Raw genomic sequence first — 17,426 nt, forward strand, 5'->3', positions numbered from 1 at the left:
TGTAACCGGGGTATAGTCCGCTTACGTATCCCACTACAAGAGCAGAAAGGCGCAGATATGCCTTTGACCGGCGAATACGAGCCGAGCGCGTGGGAAATGGTCCGCGATCAGGTCGAGCTCTACGAGAGCTCCGGGGGAACCCAGGGCCTCGAGAACCCGGGCGGTGGCCCGGTCATCATCCTGACGACCGTGGGCGCCCGCTCCGGCAAGCTGCGCAAGACCCCGCTCATGCGGGTCGAACACGACGGCGAGTACGCCGTCGTCGCGTCGCTCGGCGGGGCCCCGAAGAACCCGGTCTGGTATTACAACGTGGTGGCCAACCCCCACGTGGAACTCCAGGACGGGCCGGCCAAGAAGGACTACACCGCCCGCGAGGTCCAGGGCGAGGAATATCAGACCTGGCTCAAGCGAGCCATCGAGGTCTGGCCCGACTACGCCGACTACCAGACGAAGACGACGCGCATCATGCCCATCTTCGTCCTCACGCCGACCGACCGGTGAAAGCGACGGGGTGACCGCCCGGCCCCGGCGGTCACCCCTTTCTCGCGATCAGGTGCTGTAGTGGTCCGGTCAGTTCACCCGCGACCTTCAGGAGGCCCCGGTGCCGTTCGACTGGACCCCGCCGATGCTGGCCACTCTGACCGACGAGCGGTTCGACGACCCGGAATGGATCTTCGAACGGAAGTTCGACGGCATCCGCTGCCTCGCCGAACACGAGGGCGACGGCTCGGTGCGGCTGCTCTCCCGCAACCAGCAGTCGATGACGGCGACCTATCCCGAGGTCGCCGACGCGGTCGGCGACCAGCGGCGGCCGATGGTGCTCGACGGCGAAGTGGTGGCGTTCTCCGGCCGCCGCACGAGCTTCGAACGGCTGCAGCAGCGCAGCGGCGTCCACGCCGAGGCCGAGGCCCGGGCCTCGGCGGTCCGGGTCACCTACTGCGTCTTCGACCTGCTCTGGCTCGACGGGACCGACCTGCGCGCCCGGCCCCTGCGGGAGCGCAAGCGCCTGCTGCGCGACAACGTCTCGTGGGGCGGAGCGCTGCGCTGGACGGTGCACCGCAACGGCGCCGGCATCGCCACCTACGAGGCCGCCTGCCGTCGCGGGGACGAGGGCGTCATCGCCAAGCGGGCCGACGGGCCCTACGTCGCCGGGCGCTCCCGGGACTGGCTGAAGTTCAAATGCGTGCACGGCCAGGAATTCGTGGTGGCCGGCTTCACCGACCCGGCCGGCTCGCGGGTCGGCTTCGGCGCGCTCCTGCTCGGCTACTACGACGGCCCGGAGCTGGTCTATGCCGGCCGCGTCGGCACGGGCTTCGACACGGCCCGGCTGACGGAGCTTCGCTCCCGCCTCGACGCTCTCACGGTCGCCGAAAACCCGTTCGGGCGCATGGCGGCTCGGGAGCCGCACGCTCATTGGGTACGCCCGGAGATCGTCGCCCAGATCGGGTTCGCCGAATGGACGCGCGAGGGGCTCCTGCGTCAGGCCCGGTTCCAGGGGCTGCGGACCGACAAGCCGGCATCCGAGGTCGTACGGGAGAAGGCCCGGAAGGTCCCCTAGCCGCTCTGCTCGGCATCCCGTTCCGAAAAGTCTGACCCGGCGTCGACCGGGACCGGGCGGTCTGATTATTCCGGACACGCTCAGCCGGATGCGGACACTGCCGACACGAAGAATGCCGGGACTGAACCGGCCGACGTCTTCGCGTACGGGAAGGAACCGGCCGATGCCCGCCGTCAACACCTCGAATTCCTGGCCGTTGTCGTGGTTCCGCGACCTTCCGGTGGCGGCCAAGCTGGCCGTCGGCTTCACGGTGGTCTGCGTGTTCACGGTCGTCATCGGCGTGGTCGGGATCCTGCGGCTGGAAGAGACCGACAACCGCACCGAGGGCATGTACCGCGACAACCTGCTCGCGATCGACTACGTCGGCAAGGTCGACAAGGACGCCGCGCTGCTGCGCTTCCACCTGACGAACCTGCTGGTCGCCGCCACCGCGGAGGCCAAGGCGGAGACGCAGAAGACCCTGACCGAGCTCGACGGCGACCTGGACCAGCAGTGGGCCGCCTACGAGGCCACCGACCTGACCGGCCGCGAGACCCAGGTCCAGGCGTTCAAGGACAACCTCGCCACCTACCGCAAGGTCCGCGACCAGGAGCTGATCCCGCTGGCCCAGTCCGGCGACACCGCCCGGTTCCTGGCGGTCCGGGCGGCCAAGGCCGAGACGCCGATCGACGCGGTAAGCCAGTCCCTGGCCACCCTGTCCGGCATCGAGGCCAGTGCGGCCGAGCGGTCGCTCGCCGACTCCAAGGCGGCGGCCGGCCGCGCCCGTACGCTGATCATCGCGCTGATCGCCGCCGCTGTGCTCCTGTCCCTGGTGGTCGTGGTCGTCGTCAGCCGTTCCATCGCCGGGCCCCTCAAACGCACCGTGCAGGTGCTGGGCCGCCTGGCCGAGGGCCGCCTCGACCAGAAGCTGGACGTCCGCAGCCGCGACGAGATCGGCCGGATGAACGCCTCGCTCAACACCGCCCTCGAACGCCTCGCCGGCTCCATGACCGACATCGGCCTCAACGTGGCCACCCTCGCCTCGTCCTCCGAGGAGCTGGCGGCGGTCGCGAAGTCGGTCAACGAGTCGGCCGAACGCTCCTCCGGCCAGGCCCAGGCGGCGTCCTCGGCGGCCGAGCAGATCAGCGTCAACATCACCACGATCGCCGCCGGCTCGGAGGAGATCGGGGCGTCGATCACCGAGATCGCCCGCTCGACCTCGAACGCGGCCGAGGTCGCCGCCTCGGCGGTGAGCAGCACGGCCGAGGCCGGACGGATCATCAATCAGCTGGGCGCCTCGTCGGCCGAGATCGACCACGTGGTCAAACTGATCACCAGCATCGCCGAGCAGACGAACCTGCTCGCCCTGAACGCCACCATCGAGGCGGCCCGCGCCGGCGACGCCGGTAAGGGCTTCGCCGTGGTCGCGGCCGAGGTCAAGGACCTCGCCCAGGAAACCGCCCGCGCCACCGAGGACATCTCGACCCGGGTCACCGCCATCCAGGCCGACTCGGGCGCCGCGGTCATCGCCATCGAGGCGATCAGCGAGGTCATCCAGCAGATCAACGACACGCAGACCGCGATCGCGGCCGCCGTCGAGGAGCAGACCGCGACGACGACGGAGATGAGCCGCAACGTCAGCGAGGTCGCCATCGGCTCGGCCGACATCAGCGCCAACGTCAGCGGCGTGGCCCAGGCCGCCGAGGAGACCACCGGCGCCGCCGCCAACACCGAGCAGACCTCGGCCGACCTCGCCCGCGTCGCCAACGCTCTGCAGACCAACCTGGCCCGCTTCCGCTACTGACCGGACCGGCCCGGCGTGCGGTCTAGGACGCCTGGCGGACGGCCGTGTCGGCCAGCCAGACGTCGGCCAGGTCGCTGAGGGGGACGTCGAGGGCCCGGCTGAGGCCGACCACGGTGCCGAACGCCGGCGCCGGAAGGCGGCCCGCCTCGATCTTGCGCAGCGTCTCGGGAGAGATGCCGGCCGCCAGCGCCACGTCGACGAGGCTGCGGCCGCCCCGGGCGGCCCGCAGGGCGGTGCCGAGGCGCTGGCCCGCGGCGATCTGCTCGGCGGTCAGTGGTTGGCGAACCATGCCAGCAGAATAGCCCGTGGTATAAAAATACCGGTATAACAATGCCGGTAGAGGGAGCATGTCGTGATCGAGCTCAAGTCCGCCGAGGAGATCGGCCGGATGGCGGTGGCCGGCCGGTTCGTCGGCGAGTTGCTCGCCGAGCTGGGCGGCGTGGCCGCGGTCGGCGTCAACCTGATGGACATCGAACATCACGCCCGCCGCCGGATCAAGGAACGCGGCGCCGAGTCCTGCTACTGGGACTACGCCCCCTCGTTCGGCCGCGGCCCGTTCCGCAACGTGCTCTGCCTGTCGGTCAACGACGCGGTGCTGCACGGCCTCCCCCACGACTACGTCCTGCGCGACGGCGACCTGGTCAGCATCGACATGGCACTCGGCATCGACGGCTGGGTCGCCGACTCCGCGCTCTCGGTCGTCGTCGGCACCCCCGACCCGGAAGACCTCAAGCTCATCGAGGCCACCGAGGTCGCGTTGGAGGCCGGCATCACCGCCGCCCAGGCCGACGGCCGCCTCGGCGACATCTCGGCCGCGATCGGCGAGGTCGCCCACTCGTACGGCTACCGCGTCAACAACGAGTTCGGCGGCCACGGCATCGGCCGCACCATGCACGAGGCGCCGCACGTGGCCAACAGCGGCCGCCCCCGCCGCGGCATGAAACTCGACCCGGGCCTCACCATCGCCATCGAGCCCTGGCTCTGCCGCACCACCGACAAGATCCGGTACGACGACGACGGCTGGACGATCCGCTCGGCCGACGGTTCCCGCACCGCCCACTCCGAACACACCATCGCCGTCACCGCGTCCGGCCCCCAGGTCCTGACCCGCCGCCCGGCCCGCGGCACCGCCCCGGCCGGGCCCGGCCGCAAGGTCGCCCAGTCGTAACGGCATCGACGCGAACCGCGGCGGAACGCCACCGCCTGTGCCCTCCCTGAGAGGTCCCGGGGTCTCTTTCTCAGGGTGCAACCGGGGTGATCATCGATGGTTTCCGGCCGGTGCCGCGGCCGAGGCTGATTGCCATGACAATCCGGTTCAGCGTCGTCGTCCCCTGCTACAACGAGGAGTCCTATCTCCCGGCGGCGATCCGCTCCCTGCGGGCGCAGGACTTCGACGGTGCGTACGAGATCGTGGTGGTCGACAACAACTCGACCGACGCCACCGCCGAGGTCGCGCGGAGCCTCGGCGCCCGCGTGGTGAGCGAGCCGGTGCCCGGGGTGTGCAACGCCCGCCAGGCCGGCACCGAGGCGAGCAGCGGGGAGATCGTGGTCTCGGCCGACGCCGACACGACGTACGCGCCGGACTGGCTCTCGAAGATCGACGGGAATTTCGGCGAGGGCGTCGTGGCGGTGGTCGGGCCGTGCCGCTACAAGGACGGTCCACAGTGGGGGCGCGTGTTCGCCCGCGCGCTGTTCGGCGCGGTCGGGCTGGTCTACCGGGCGACCGGCCGCACCTACTACGTGAGCGCCACCAACATCGCCTTCCGCCGCGACCGGTGGAGTGGCTACGACACCACGCTGACCCAGGGCGGCGACGAGCTCGATCTGCTGCGCCGGATGCGCCGCGAGGGAACGGTCGTCTACGACGGTTCCAACCCGACGTTCACCTCCGGGCGGCGGTTCACGCGCGGGTTCGCGTACAACCTGTTCGTGTCGTTGTTCGTGTTCTACCTGTCCGCGTACTTCGTGAACCGCCTGTTCGGGCGGCGGGTGCTCGGCACGGCGCCGGTGTGCCGGGAGACCGGCCCGGCCCCGGCGCGGCGGCGGTTCAAGGTCGCGGTCGCGGCCGTGCTCGCCGGGCTGGCGCTGGTCGGGTTGCCGCAGCCCCGGCAGTACGTCGCCCACACCGCGGACAACGTCGTGCACTACGTGCAGGGCCGGCCCCGGTGATCGCGGCCGGGGTGATCGCCGCGATCCTCGTTCTCGGGTGGCTGTTCATCGCGCCGTCGGCCCAGGTGTTCGGGCGTTATCCCTACCGGCGCCGCCAGGACGAGCGGGTCGTGGCGCTCACGTTCGACGACGGGCCCAACGAGCCGTACACGTCCGAGATCGCCGATTTCCTGGACGGTCAGGGGATCCGCGGCACGTTCTTCCAGGTCGGTGTCTGCGTCGAGCGCCACCCGGCGACGACGGACCGGCTCCTCGTGGCGGGCCACGTCGTGGGCAACCACTCGATGACCCACCGGTTCTCGACCTACCTCAACCCCGGCGCCTTCCGGCGCGAGATCGACGAGTCCCAGCGCGTGTTGCGCCGGCACCTCGGCCGTACGCCCGCGCTGGTCCGCACCCCGTGGCTGTGGCGGCAGCCGGCCCTGCTGCGGATGCTCCGCAAGCGTGGCCTGGAGCCGGTCTCCGGGGTGTTCGGCCATCCGCTCGAGGTGTTCCACCGCGACGGCGCCGCCCAGGCCCGGCGAGCGGTCGCCCGGACCCGGCCCGGCTCCATCCTGATCTTCCACGACGGGTTCGACGGGAAGGGCGGGCGCCGCGACCAGACCGTCGAGGCGGTGCGGCTGACCGTCCAGGCGCTGCGGGAGAAGGGCTACCGCTTCGTCACGGTGGACGAGTTGCTCGGCGTGCCGGCCTACTCGGAACGGCCGTAGCGGCGGACGGCCCGGTGAGCCTGTCTACTCGAAGAACTTGAGGCTGAAGCCGACGTCGGTCGTGGCGCCGGGCACGTTGGCCCGGTGGTAGGTCGTCTTGCCCCACCAGACCGCCGAGCCGATGTACCAGTACCGGGCCGACCACGAATACGGCGTGCCCTTGGCGACCGCGTGGTACATCGTCGGGAACCGGTTGCCGGACGGCGGGCTCTGGGCGATGTCCCCGTTGGTCAGCGCGAAGCTGTTGCTGCCGGGCCCGTCCACGGACAGCGTCGCGTCCCAGCCGGCCATCATGTCGGGCTGGTAGGAGCCGAACAGGCACCCGTTGCTCTTGTACCAGTCCCACACGTATGTCGGGTCGCCGCCCGCCCGCAGGCGGAGGTCGGCCAGGCAGTATTTGTCGCTCCAGCTGCCGTTGGCCGAGTAGACGACGTGCAGCTGCCCGCTCGGGTCGAGGGCGGCCACCGGGGCCTCGTTGATGTACGGGTTGCCGACCACCCGCTCCCACGATTCCCGTGGCTGCGAGATGACGTAGCGGCTGCCGGTGGTGGTGGCGGGGCCGGTCATCCGTGCGATGTAGAGGTTCTGTTCGACGTTGGTGTCGCCGGCCCAGCCGGACCACACGAACCAGCGCTGGCCCTGGAAGGTGAAGGGCATGCCGTCGATTGCCCACTTGTCGTCCGGCAGGGCCACCTTGGTGGCGGCGGTGTAGCCGCTGTCGGGATTGGCCGAGCTGATGTGGTACATCCGGTGGGCGGCGCCGGTGCCGGCCGAGAAGTAGATGTCGTAGCGGCCCGCGTTGTAGACGATCTCGGGCGCCCAGACCTCGCCGAGCCCGCCGCTGTCGTTCCACACCTGGTGCTTGGCCGCGGTCGCGATGCCGTCCAGGGTGGACGCCGTGCGGATCGCGATGCCGCCGTCGACCGACTTCGCGGCGACGTACTGGCCGCCGACCTTGATGACGCTGGGGTCGGCGCCGCCCAGGGTCGTCCGGCCGGCTTCCGCCGAGGCGGCGGGCAGGAGGGCGGAGAAGACGGCGAGGGCGGAGAAGACGGCCAGCACGCGGGCACGGGGCATGGAGCGAGCTTCGCCGCACGCATAGAGGGGCGTCAATCATTTTGCCCCGACGGGCAGTGGACCACCGGACGACCGTGCAAACGCTTGACATATTAATAGTTGTCAATTTCTACTGACAACGATGTCACCCGAGGAGGCCCCCGTGCACAGGCGATCGAGAACGATGACAGCGGCGGCCGCCGCCCTGGTGATCAGCGCCGCGCTTCCGGCCCCGGCGGCCCACGCGGCCCCCTCGCCCGCCACCCCCTCGCCGGCCGCGACCACCCGGACGTCGACCTCCGGCGGAACCACCCACCGCCCGGCCGCGCCGGCCTCCTCCTCGTCGTTGGCCGCGGTCAACGCCGTCATCTGCAACAAGTACTGCGACGGCCGCGACGCGGCCTCCGCCCCCAGCGACCGGGTCCCGGTGACCAGCACGCTCTTCGGCCGCACGTTCAAGCTCCACGTCAACGACACCGACGCGATGGCATCGGCCTCGGTCGAGGGCGGCCAGGCGACCGACGAGGTGTGGATCGACCGCTCCTTCGACGGCGGCCAGACCTGGTCGAGCGGCAGCAAGCTCGGCGACGCGACCATCCCCAGCGGCAGCACCAGCCGGCGCACGGCTCAGTACAACGTGGACGACTGGAACACCAACGGCGTCGGCGCGCTGCGCGCCTGCGGCAAGGCCGGCGACCGGGCCGACATCAGCTGCACGTCGTGGGCGCGCAGCACCTGGAACGCGTGGGACCGGCGCACCGCGGCGGCGACCGCGCTGATGATGCGCTTCGACCGGACCACCGGGCTGTTCGACTCCACCGGCTGGTGGACCGGGGCCAACGCGCTCACCGCGGTCATCGACAACATCAAGCGCAGCGGCATGACCAGCTACCAGTACGCGATCGCCAGCACCTACGACAAGAACATCAACGCGCAGGGCGGCCAGTTCCGCAACGGCTATCTGGACGACACCGGCTGGTGGGGCCTCGCGTGGGTGGACGCGTACGACGTGACCGGCGACAGCCGCTACCTCAACACCGCCCGTGCGGACGCCGACTACATGTACAGCTACTGGGACGGCACCTGCGGCGGCGGAGTCTGGTGGAGCACCGCCCGGACGAGCAAGAACGCCATCGAGAACAGCCTGTACATCCAGCTCGACGCCGAGCTCAGCCAGCGCATCTCCGGCGACACGACGTACCGCACCCGGGCCCAGCAGGCGTGGACCTGGTTCCAGGGCACCGGCATGCTCAACGGCTCCAATCTGGTCAACGACGGTGTCAACCTGAGCACCTGCAAGAACAACGGCGACGTCACCTGGACCTACAACCAGGGCGTGCTGATCGACGGCCTGGTCCAGCTGAACCGGCTGACCGGCGACGCGAACGCGCTGGCCGTCGCCCGCCGGATCGGCGACGCGATGACGACCAGCGGCTACCTGTCGCCCGGCGGGATCCTGCGGGAGCCGAACGAGTCCGACTCGTGCAACAACGACGGAGCCTCGTTCAAGGGGGCGGCGATCCGTGGCCTCGGCGCGCTGAACACCGCGGTCGGGGGCGCCTACAACACCTACCTTTCCCGCAACGCCGACAGCGCGTACGGCAAGGACCGCAACAGTCTCGACGCCTACGGCCCGCACTGGGCCGGCCCGTTCACCCAGACCAACCACGGCTGCCAGCACAGCGCCCTCGACCTGATGAACGCGGCGCCGTAGGGGCCGGCCAGGTGGGTCATCTCACAACATCGTTCCCAAATCGAACTTCGGCCCGGCCGGTGCGCTCTCATGGACATGAGCACACGTGAGTGGGACTTCGAGACCACCGTTTTCGACAAGGAATACATCACGCTGGCCGGCACCCGGGAGGGCATCGTCCGGGGCGGGCGGGACCTGTTCGACCGGCTGCCGCGGGCGTTCGAGGGCATCAACCAGATCGGTGTGATCGGGTGGGGGCCGCAGGCCTCGGCCCAGTCGCAGAACCTGCGCGACTCCCTGGCCGGAAGCGTCAAGGTCGTCGTCGGCCTGCGGGCCGGCTCGTCCTCCTTCGAGGCCGCCCGCGCGGCCGGCTTCTCCGAGGCCGACGGCACGCTGGGCGAGATGTTCGAGGTCATCGCCGGCTCCGACATGGTGCTGCTGCTCATCTCCGACGCCGCCCAGGCCGCGCTGCACGAATCCATCTTCGCGGCGCTGCGGCCGGGCGCGACGCTCGGGCTGTCGCACGGCTTCCTCCTCGGCTACCTCGAGCAGCGGGGCGGCCGCTTCCCGGAGGGCATCGACGTCATCGCGGTCTGCCCCAAGGGGATGGGCGCCTCGGTGCGCGCCCTCTACCGGCAGGGCGCCGAGACCAACGGCGCCGGCATCAATGCCAGCTTCGCCGTCGAGCAGGACGTCAGCGGCCGGGCCGTCGACCGGGCCCTCGGCTGGTCGGTCGGGCTGGGCGCGCCGTACACGTTCCAGACGACACTGCGCTCGGAGTACCTCTCGGACCTCACCGGCGAGCGGGCCATCCTACTCGGCGGGGTCCACGGCATCGTGGAAAGCCTGTACCGCCGGTTCCGCGAACAGGGCCTGACCGAGACCGACGCATACCGGCACTCGGTCGACTGCGTGACCGGGCCGATCTCGCGGACGGTCTCCAAGGAGGGGCTGATCGGGCTCTACCGCAAGCTGGACGCGGCCGGGCGCGAGGTCTTCGGCCAGGCGTACGCGGCGGCCTACCCGGTCGGACTGGAGCTCACCCACGAGATCTACGACGAGGTAGCCTCGGGCAACGAGATCCGCAGCGTGATCCTGGCCGGCGAGCGGCTCGCCCGCTTCCCCATGGGCAAGATCGACCAGGCCTCGATGTGGCGGGCCGGCGAGGTCGCGCGCCAGGATCGGGACGACGCCCGGCTGCCGCTGGACGCGTTCACCGCGGGCACGTTCTGCGGGGTGATGATGGCGCAGATCGACACGTTCATCGAGAAGGGCCACCCCTACTCGGAGATCGCGAACGAGTCGGTGATCGAGGCGACCGACTCACTCAACCCTTACATGCACGCCCGCGGGGTGGCGTACATGGTGGACAACTGCTCGACGACCGCCCGGCTCGGCTCCCGCAAATGGGCGCCCCGCTTCGACTACCTGCTCACGCAGACCGCGTACACGGCCACGAACTCGGACGCGACCCTGGTCAAGGCGTTCGAGGACCACCCGATCCACGAGGTCCTCCGGATCTGCGCGCAGATGCGGCCGTCGGTCGACATCTTCGTCCAGTGAACGCCGCCTTCGCCGACATGCTCGCCGACAGCTACCTCAAGCTGCTCGGCGAGCCGCTCGTCCCGGACGGCCGGCGCGGCGCCGAGGCGGCCGCCTGGCTGGACGACGCCCCGTTCGGGCTGCTCGCCCACGACACGTCGCCGGACCCGCTGTTCGTCTACGCCAACCGCAAGGCCCAGGAGGCCTTCGGTTACCGCCGGGACGAGTTCACCGGCCTGCCGTCCCGCCTTTCGGCGGGGGAGGAAGACCGCGCCTCCCGGCACGCCTTCATCGATTCCGTACGCCGAAAGGGTTACGCCACCGGCTATCGCGGCCCACGCGTCGCCCGGGACGGCCACCAGTTCTGGATCGAAGACGTGACCCTCTGGAACCTGTTCGACGCCGGCGGCACCCTGGCCGGCCAGGCCGCCCTGATCCCCCGCACCAGCTGAGACGCCGATCCGGCCGCCGGAGGCAACGACGTTTGTCTCCGGTGGCTACCTTGATGAACGCCAGGATAGTGCGGACCGTCCACATCAGACACGTGCCCGGACGCCACCCGGTCGAAGCGTCACCGCGGTGGAGTCGGACGGGCATCACCGGGGCGCATGTGCTCAGTGGCGCCGGTGTGGCCGCGGACACGAATTCGCCATAGTGCCGTCAACTCCCGTTTGCCTCGCGTAGCTTTGAACGCTGCCCCCCGGGCGGCTGAGTGCTGCGCGCCTGGCCGACGTTGACCCGCGAGGTGGAGATGGAGCACGCCCGGTGACGGTGACGACTGACCTTCAGCTGATCGAACTTCCCGAACCCGCCGGGGCGCCGGCCGCTCCGGCCCTGTTTCTCAGTCCGTCCGCCCCGGTCCGCCGCACCCTGGTCGACATCCTCGACGCGACCGTGGAGGCTCATCCGGCGGCCCGCGCGATCGACACCGGCGCGACCAGATTGACCTACCGCGAGCTGGCCGACGAGATCGAGGCGCTGCGGGCGACCCTGAGCGGGCACGGGATCGGCGCCGGCGACCGGATCGGTGTGCGGGTCTCCTCCGGTACGGCCGAGCTCTACCTGGCGATCCTGGGCGTGCTGGCGGCGGGCGCGGCATACGTGCCGGTCGACGCGGACGACCCCGAGGAGCGGGCCGAACTGGTCTTCGGCGAGGCGGAGGTCTGCGCGGTCATCGGGGACGGGCTCGACGTGGCGCTCCGGCGTACACCCGGAGGCCGCGCCGGACGGCCGGAACCGGCCGACGACGCCTGGATCATCTTCACCTCCGGTTCCACCGGCACGCCGAAAGGCGTTGCCGTCACCCACGGCGCGGCGGCCGCGTTCGTCGACGCCGAGGCGCAGCTGTTCCTGGCCGGCGAGGACGGGCTCGGCCCGGACGACCGGGTCCTGGCCGGCCTGTCGGTGGCCTTCGACGCCTCCTGCGAGGAGATGTGGCTCGCCTGGCGGCACGGCGCCTGCCTGGTGCCGGCCGCGCGCTCGCTCGTTCGCAGCGGCGTCGACCTGGGTCCGTGGCTGGCCGAGCAGCGCATCACCGCCGTCTCGACCGTGCCGACCCTGGCCGCGCTGTGGCCGGTCGAGGCGCTCGACGACGTCCGCCTGCTGATTTTCGGCGGCGAGGCGTGCCCGCCGGAGCTCGCGGAGCGCCTGGCCGTCGACGGGCGCGAGGTCTGGAACACCTACGGCCCGACCGAGGCGACCGTGGTCGCCTGCGCCGCGCGGATGACCGGCCGGGGCCCGGTGCGCATCGGGCTGCCGCTGGCCGGCTGGGAACTCGCCGTGGTCGGCCCGGCCGGCGTTCCGGTCGCGATGGGCGAGACCGGCGAGCTGGTCATCGGCGGGGTCGGCCTGGCCCGCTACCTCGACGCGGCGAAGGACGCCGAGAAGTTCGCGCCACTGGCGGCCCTGGGCTGGGAGCGGGCCTACCGCAGTGGTGACATCGTGCGGGCGGAGCCGGAGGGCCTGCTGTTCCTCGGCCGCGGCGACGAGCAGGTGAAGCTCGGCGGGCGCCGGATCGAGCTGGGCGAGGTCGATGCCGCACTGCAGGCGCTGCCCGCTGTCGCCGGTGCGGCCGCCGCGGTGAAGCGGACCGCGGCCGGCAACCAGCTGCTGGTGGGCTATGTCGTGCCGCGTGAGGGCTTCGATGCCGCGGCGGCCAGGCTGCGCATCCGCGAGCAGTTGCCGGCCGCCCTGGTGCCGCTGCTGGCCGAGGTGGCCGAGTTGCCGACGCGTACCTCCGGGAAGGTCGACCGGTCCGCCCTGCCGTGGCCTCTGGCCTCGGGCGGCGAAGCCGCCGCCGAACTGACGGCGACCGAGGAGTGGCTCGCCGGCGGCTGGGAGCGGGTTCTGGGTGTACGCCCGGACGCCGCCGACGCCGACTTCTTCAGCAGTGGCGGCGGCAGCCTCAGCGCGGCCCAGCTGGTCGCCTGGATCCGGCAGACGCACCCGCAGGTGTCGGTGGCCGACGTCTATCAGCAGCCCCTGCTCGCACCGATGGCGGCGGTCCTCGACGCGCTGGACACCACGGCGACCGTCCGCCGCGAGGTCCGGCCCACTCCGCGGCGGGCCGGGCTGCTGCAGGGCCTGCTGATGCTGCCCATGCTCGCGCTGGTCGGACTGCGCTGGACCAGCGTCCTCGCGGCGCTGGGCAATCTGCTGGTGCCCTGGGCGCCACACGTGTCCTGGTGGGGGATCGCGGCCGCCTGGGTGCTGCTGTTCAGCCCGCCCGGCCGGATCGCGGTCGCCGCCACCGGGGCCCGGTTGCTGCTGCGCGGCGTCGGACCGGGCGACTACCCGCGCGGCGGCGGCGTGCACCTGCGGCTGTGGGCGGCCGAGCGGCTGGCCGAGCTCACCGGCGCCACTGGCGTCACCGGCGCGGGCTGGATGATCACGTACGCCAAGGCGCTCGGCGCGCAGATCGGCCCCGACGTCGACCTGCATTCGGCGCCGCCGGTCACCGGCCTGCTGAAGCTGGGCCGCGGCGCGGCGATCGAACCCGAGGTCGACCTCTCCGGCTACTGGATCGACGGCGACGTCGTGCGCATCGGTAAGCTGCGGATCGGCCCGGGCAGCCGGATCGGCTCCCGCAGCACGCTCATGCCGGGCGCCCGCATCGGCAAGGGCGCGAAGATCGCCGCCGGGTCGACCGTCACCGGTGCGGTGCCGGCGCATCAGCGGTGGGCCGGCTCGCCGGCCGTGCGCGCCACCAAGGGCGCGGCCGCCTGGCCGACCGAGCGTCCCGTGCGCCGGGCCAGGATCTGGGTGGCCTGGTACAGCCTGACCGCCCAGCTGCTCGGCCTCCTGCCGGTGGCCGCGGTGCTTCCGGCCCTCGAACTGCTGGCCCGGCCGGCCCTCACCGGCACGCTGCTGATGGTTCCGGCGGCCGCCGTCGCCTACTTCCTCACCTACGCCCTGCTGGTGCTGGTCGCGGTCCGCCTGCTCGGCCTCGGGGTGCGGGAGGGCTTCCATCCGGTACGGGGGCGGGTGGCGTGGCAGGTGTGGACCACCGAGCGCCTGATGGGGATGGCCCGGTTCGCGCTCTTCCCGATGTACGCCAGCCTGTTCACGCCGGTGTGGCTACGGCTGCTGGGGGCCAGGGTGGGCCGCAACGTCGAGGCCTCCACGGTGCTCGCGCTGCCGGCGATGACCACGGTCGAGGACGGGGCGTTCCTGGCCGACGACACGATGGTCGCCACGTACGAGCTGAGCCACGGCTGGCTGCGGGTCGCCCCGGCCCGGATCGGCAAGCAGGCGTTCCTGGGCAACTCCGGGATGGCGGCGCCCGGCCGGTCGGTGCCCAAGCGGGGCCTGGTCGGGGTGCTCTCGTCGGCGCCGCGCAAGGCGAAGAAGGGCTCGTCGTGGCTCGGCGCGCCGCCGATGCCGCTGCGCCGTACGGTCGGGGCCTCCGACACCAGCCGCACCTACGACCCGCCGCTTCGCCTCAAGATGGCCCGGGCCGCGATCGAGCTGTGCCGGATCGTCCCGGTGATGCTCGCCGGCGCCCTGGCGGTCCTCGTGCTCGCCGCGCTCGCCCGCATCTGGCAGGCGGCCGGCGACTGGGCGGCCGCGTTCGCCGCCGGCCCGGTCCTGCTGGTCGCGGCGATCGTCGCCGCGCTCACCGCGACGGCCGCCAAGTGGCTGCTGGTGGGCCGGTTCCGGGTCACCGAGCACGCGCTCTGGACGTCGTTCGTCTGGCGCAACGAACTCGCCGACACGTTCGTCGAGGTGCTCGCCGCGCCGTGGCTGTTCCGCTTCGCCACCGGCACCCCGCTGCTCAACATCTGGCTGCGGACGCTCGGCGCGAAGATCGGCCGGGGCGCGTGGCTGGAGACCTTCTGGCTGCCCGAGTACGACCTGGTGCGGATCGGCCCGGGCGCCACCGTCAACCGGGGCTGCGTTGTACAGACCCACCTGTTCCATGATCGGATCATGAGCATGGACGAGGTGACTCTGAGCGCGGGCGCCACGCTCGGCCCGCACGGGATCGTGCTGCCCGGCGCGAGCATCGGCGCGCGCACCACCGTGGGACCGGGCTCGCTGGTCACCCGGGGCGATGTCGTGCCCGACGACAGCCGATGGCGCGGTAACCCGATCGCGAACTGGGCATGACCCCGGGTGTGGGGCCGCTCGGCGCCACACCCGGCGCCGAGTACTCGGACGACTCGTACCTGCCCGCCCACGGCAACGGCGGCTACCGCGTGCTCCACTACGACCTCGACCTCGACTACCGGGTGATGACGAACCGGCTCGCCGGTAAGGCCGTCATCACGGCCCGGACCGTCCAGTCGCTGTCCCGGTTCAGCCTCGATCTCGGCCGGTTCCGGGTCCAGGACGTCCGGGTCGACGGGCGGCCGGCGAGGTTCACCCACCGGCCGGGCAAGCTCCGGGTCAAGCCGGAGCGGCCGATCGAGTACGGCACCACGTTCAAGATCGAGGTCCGGTACACCGGGGTCCCGGTGCCCATCTCGGGCCGGTGGGGCGACATCGGCTGGGACGAGCTGACCGACGGGGCGCTGGTGGCCAGCCAGCCGAACGGGGCGCCGTCCTGGTTCCCGTGCAACGACCGGCCCGACGACAAGGCCACCTTCCTGGTCACGCTGACCACGGCGGCGCCGTACACGGTCGCGGTCACCGGGGACCTGGTTTCCCGGCGCCGCGGCGCCACCACCCGCACCTGGGTGTACGAGCGCAACGAGCCCACCGCCCCCTACCTCATGAGCGTGCAGGTCGGCCGGTACGACCTGGTCGACCTGGCCGCCGGCGGGGTGCCCCAGCGGGCCGCGGTCCCGCCCCGCCTGCGCGACCTGCTCGCCCACGACCTCGGGCGGCACGGCGAGATCATGACGGTCCTGGAGGGGCTGTTCGGGCCGTACCCGTTCCGGGAGTACGTCGTCGTGGTCGCCGACGACGACCTGGACGACCCGATCGAGGCCCAGGGCATGGCGGTCTTCGGGCGCAACCACCTCGACGGGCGGCGCACCCATGAGCGGCTGGTCGCCCACGAGCTGGCCCACCAGTGGTTCGGCAACAGCCTCACGGTCGCCGACTGGCGGCACATCTGGCTCAACGAGGGCTTCGCCACGTACGCCGAATGGCTGTGGTCCGCCGCCTCCGGCGGCCCGTCGGCCGACGTCCACGCCGCCCGCTGGCACGCCCGGCTGGCGGCGCAGCCGGCCACCATCACCATCGCGAACCCGGGTGTGGAACGGATGTTCGACCCGATGGTCTACAAGCGCGGCGCGCTGACCCTGCACGCCCTCCGCACCAAGATGGACGATCCGGCGTTCTTCGCGCTGCTGCGATCGTGGGTCGCCGAACACCAGCACGGGACGGTGACGACCGACGAGTTCCGGGAGCACGTCTGGCGTTTCGCCCCGGCCCCCGTCGACGCGCTGCTCACGGCCTGGCTCGACCGCCGGGCGCTGCCCGCGCTGCCGGTGTTCGGGTTCTGATCCGATGCCGGCCCCCGAGCGGCACCGGCTATCTTGAGCGCTGTGTTCGATCACGAGGATCGAAGCAACGCCGCCGCGGGTGCGGCGGCACGGGGAGGAACAGATCGTGAAGATCAGGGCGACCGGCCGTAACCTGGCCATTCTCGGGGCGGCGGTCGTACTGCTGGCCGGGTGCGCGAGCAACGACGACAAGGGCACCTCGGGTGCGGCCCCCGCGACCACCACGTCCGCGGCGCCGGCCGACAACGGGGTGGCGGCGCTCGAGCCCGCGGCGATCGTCGCCAAGGCGAAGGCCGCGCTCAAGACGGCCAAGTCCTTCCACATGAAGGGCGCGATCAACGACCAGGGGCAGGAGACCGCGCTCGACCTGAAGATCAGCGGGTCGGACGTCGTCGGCTCCATGACGGTCAGCAAGGCCAAGATCGAGCTGCTCCGCGTGGGCGGCAAGCAGTACATGAAGCCCGACGCGGCGTTCTGGAAGATGACCGCCGCCGCGCAGGCCGACACCATCATCCAGGTGGTGGGCGACCGGTGGGTCATCGTGCCGGCCAGCAACAAGGACCTCGGCGGCCTGTTCACCGTGACCGACGTCGACCAGCTCCTCGACCCCGACGGCGCCCTCACCAAGGGCCCGGTCAAGCCGGTCAACGGCACGCCCGCCATCAGCCTGGTCGACGGCGGCTCGGACGGCGGCACGCTGTACGTGGCCACCACCGGCGAGCCGTACCCGTTGAAGCTCGCGGGCCCGACGGCGGCCGACGGCGGTCTCGACTTCACCGAGTTCGGCGAGACCTTCAGCGACATCAAGGCGCCGGCCGCGGCCGACACGCTGGACCTGTCCAAGATCGGCGCCTGACGCCGCCGGGGGGGGGGGGGGGGTGGGGGTCGTGGCCGCCGCCCCCCGCGGAGCGGGGGAGGGGGTGGTGTTGTGGGGGTGGTAGGGCAGCGACATCGGCGCACGCAC

The 17,426-nt window shown here is 71.6% G+C and carries 14 protein-coding genes; 12 read left to right on the forward strand and 2 right to left on the reverse strand.

Going from position 1 to position 17,426, the window contains the following annotated elements; all coding sequences use genetic code 11:
- Positions 1 to 57 precede the first annotated feature (57 nt).
- The 3 genes from AB0M88_RS20495 (at position 58) to AB0M88_RS20505 (ending at position 3,341) form a co-directional block, all read left to right on the forward strand.
- On the forward strand, positions 58 to 501 hold the full coding sequence (locus AB0M88_RS20495) for a nitroreductase family deazaflavin-dependent oxidoreductase (protein WP_364104188.1): 444 nt from the start codon (positions 58 to 60) through the stop codon (positions 499 to 501).
- Between the two features lie 100 nt (positions 502 to 601).
- Positions 602 to 1,558 carry a non-homologous end-joining DNA ligase gene (gene ligD, locus AB0M88_RS20500; protein ID WP_364104190.1) on the forward strand — a complete coding sequence of 319 codons (957 nt, stop codon included), beginning with the start codon at positions 602 to 604 and terminating at the stop codon, positions 1,556 to 1,558.
- A gap of 163 nt (positions 1,559 to 1,721) precedes the next feature.
- Positions 1,722 to 3,341, forward strand: a complete 1,620-nt coding sequence (locus AB0M88_RS20505; protein WP_364104193.1) for a methyl-accepting chemotaxis protein — start codon at positions 1,722 to 1,724, stop codon at positions 3,339 to 3,341.
- 22 nt (positions 3,342 to 3,363) lie between these two features.
- On the opposite strand, the gene AB0M88_RS20510 is transcribed toward AB0M88_RS20505, so the two are convergent.
- Entirely contained in the window at positions 3,364 to 3,630 is a 267-nt protein-coding gene (locus AB0M88_RS20510; RefSeq protein ID WP_364104196.1) for a helix-turn-helix transcriptional regulator, read from the reverse strand.
- A gap of 63 nt (positions 3,631 to 3,693) precedes the next feature.
- On the opposite strand from AB0M88_RS20510, the gene map reads away from it, so the two are divergent.
- From map to AB0M88_RS20525, 3 genes are all read left to right on the forward strand, one after another.
- Positions 3,694 to 4,509: a type I methionyl aminopeptidase gene (gene map, locus AB0M88_RS20515; RefSeq protein WP_364104198.1), complete on the forward strand. Its 816-nt coding sequence runs from the start codon at positions 3,694 to 3,696 to the stop codon at positions 4,507 to 4,509.
- Positions 4,510 to 4,643: 134 nt separating this feature from the next.
- Positions 4,644 to 5,510, forward strand: a complete 867-nt coding sequence (locus AB0M88_RS20520) for a glycosyltransferase family A protein (RefSeq protein WP_364104201.1) — start codon at positions 4,644 to 4,646, stop codon at positions 5,508 to 5,510.
- On the forward strand, positions 5,507 to 6,220 hold the full coding sequence (locus AB0M88_RS20525) for a polysaccharide deacetylase family protein (RefSeq protein WP_364104204.1): 714 nt from the start codon (positions 5,507 to 5,509) through the stop codon (positions 6,218 to 6,220). Before AB0M88_RS20520 ends, AB0M88_RS20525 begins: the two co-directional genes overlap by 4 nt.
- Positions 6,221 to 6,244: 24 nt before the next feature.
- On the opposite strand, the gene AB0M88_RS20530 is transcribed toward AB0M88_RS20525, so the two are convergent.
- The gene (locus AB0M88_RS20530; protein WP_364104207.1) at positions 6,245 to 7,297 is read right to left on the reverse strand and encodes a glycoside hydrolase family 43 protein; all 1,053 of its coding nucleotides are present in this window, start codon (positions 7,295 to 7,297) and stop codon (positions 6,245 to 6,247) included.
- Positions 7,298 to 7,460: 163 nt separating this feature from the next.
- Between AB0M88_RS20530 and AB0M88_RS20535 the strand changes: the two genes are divergently transcribed.
- The 6 genes from AB0M88_RS20535 (at position 7,461) to AB0M88_RS20560 (ending at position 17,318) form a co-directional block, all read left to right on the forward strand.
- Positions 7,461 to 8,990 (forward strand): glycoside hydrolase family 76 protein, encoded by a 1,530-nt coding sequence (locus AB0M88_RS20535; protein WP_364104209.1) that lies wholly within the window; start codon positions 7,461 to 7,463, stop codon positions 8,988 to 8,990.
- Between the two features lie 75 nt (positions 8,991 to 9,065).
- On the forward strand, positions 9,066 to 10,532 hold the full coding sequence (locus tag AB0M88_RS20540; RefSeq protein WP_364104212.1) for a hypothetical protein: 1,467 nt from the start codon (positions 9,066 to 9,068) through the stop codon (positions 10,530 to 10,532).
- Complete coding sequence (locus AB0M88_RS20545) at positions 10,529 to 10,963, forward strand: MEKHLA domain-containing protein (protein WP_364104215.1); 435 nt, start codon at positions 10,529 to 10,531, stop codon at positions 10,961 to 10,963. Before AB0M88_RS20540 ends, AB0M88_RS20545 begins: the two co-directional genes overlap by 4 nt.
- 313 nt (positions 10,964 to 11,276) lie before the next feature.
- Entirely contained in the window at positions 11,277 to 15,119 is a 3,843-nt protein-coding gene (locus AB0M88_RS20550; RefSeq protein ID WP_364104218.1) for a Pls/PosA family non-ribosomal peptide synthetase, read from the forward strand.
- Positions 15,116 to 16,462 carry a M1 family metallopeptidase gene (locus tag AB0M88_RS20555; RefSeq protein ID WP_364104221.1) on the forward strand — a complete coding sequence of 449 codons (1,347 nt, stop codon included), beginning with the start codon at positions 15,116 to 15,118 and terminating at the stop codon, positions 16,460 to 16,462. Before AB0M88_RS20550 ends, AB0M88_RS20555 begins: the two co-directional genes overlap by 4 nt.
- 106 nt (positions 16,463 to 16,568) lie before the next feature.
- Positions 16,569 to 17,318, forward strand: a complete 750-nt coding sequence (locus tag AB0M88_RS20560) for a hypothetical protein (RefSeq protein WP_364104223.1) — start codon at positions 16,569 to 16,571, stop codon at positions 17,316 to 17,318.
- The last annotated feature ends 108 nt before the right edge of the window (positions 17,319 to 17,426 follow it).

The organism is Actinoplanes sp. NPDC051411, assembly GCF_040682075.1.
GTDB lineage: Bacteria > Actinomycetota > Actinomycetes > Mycobacteriales > Micromonosporaceae > Actinoplanes.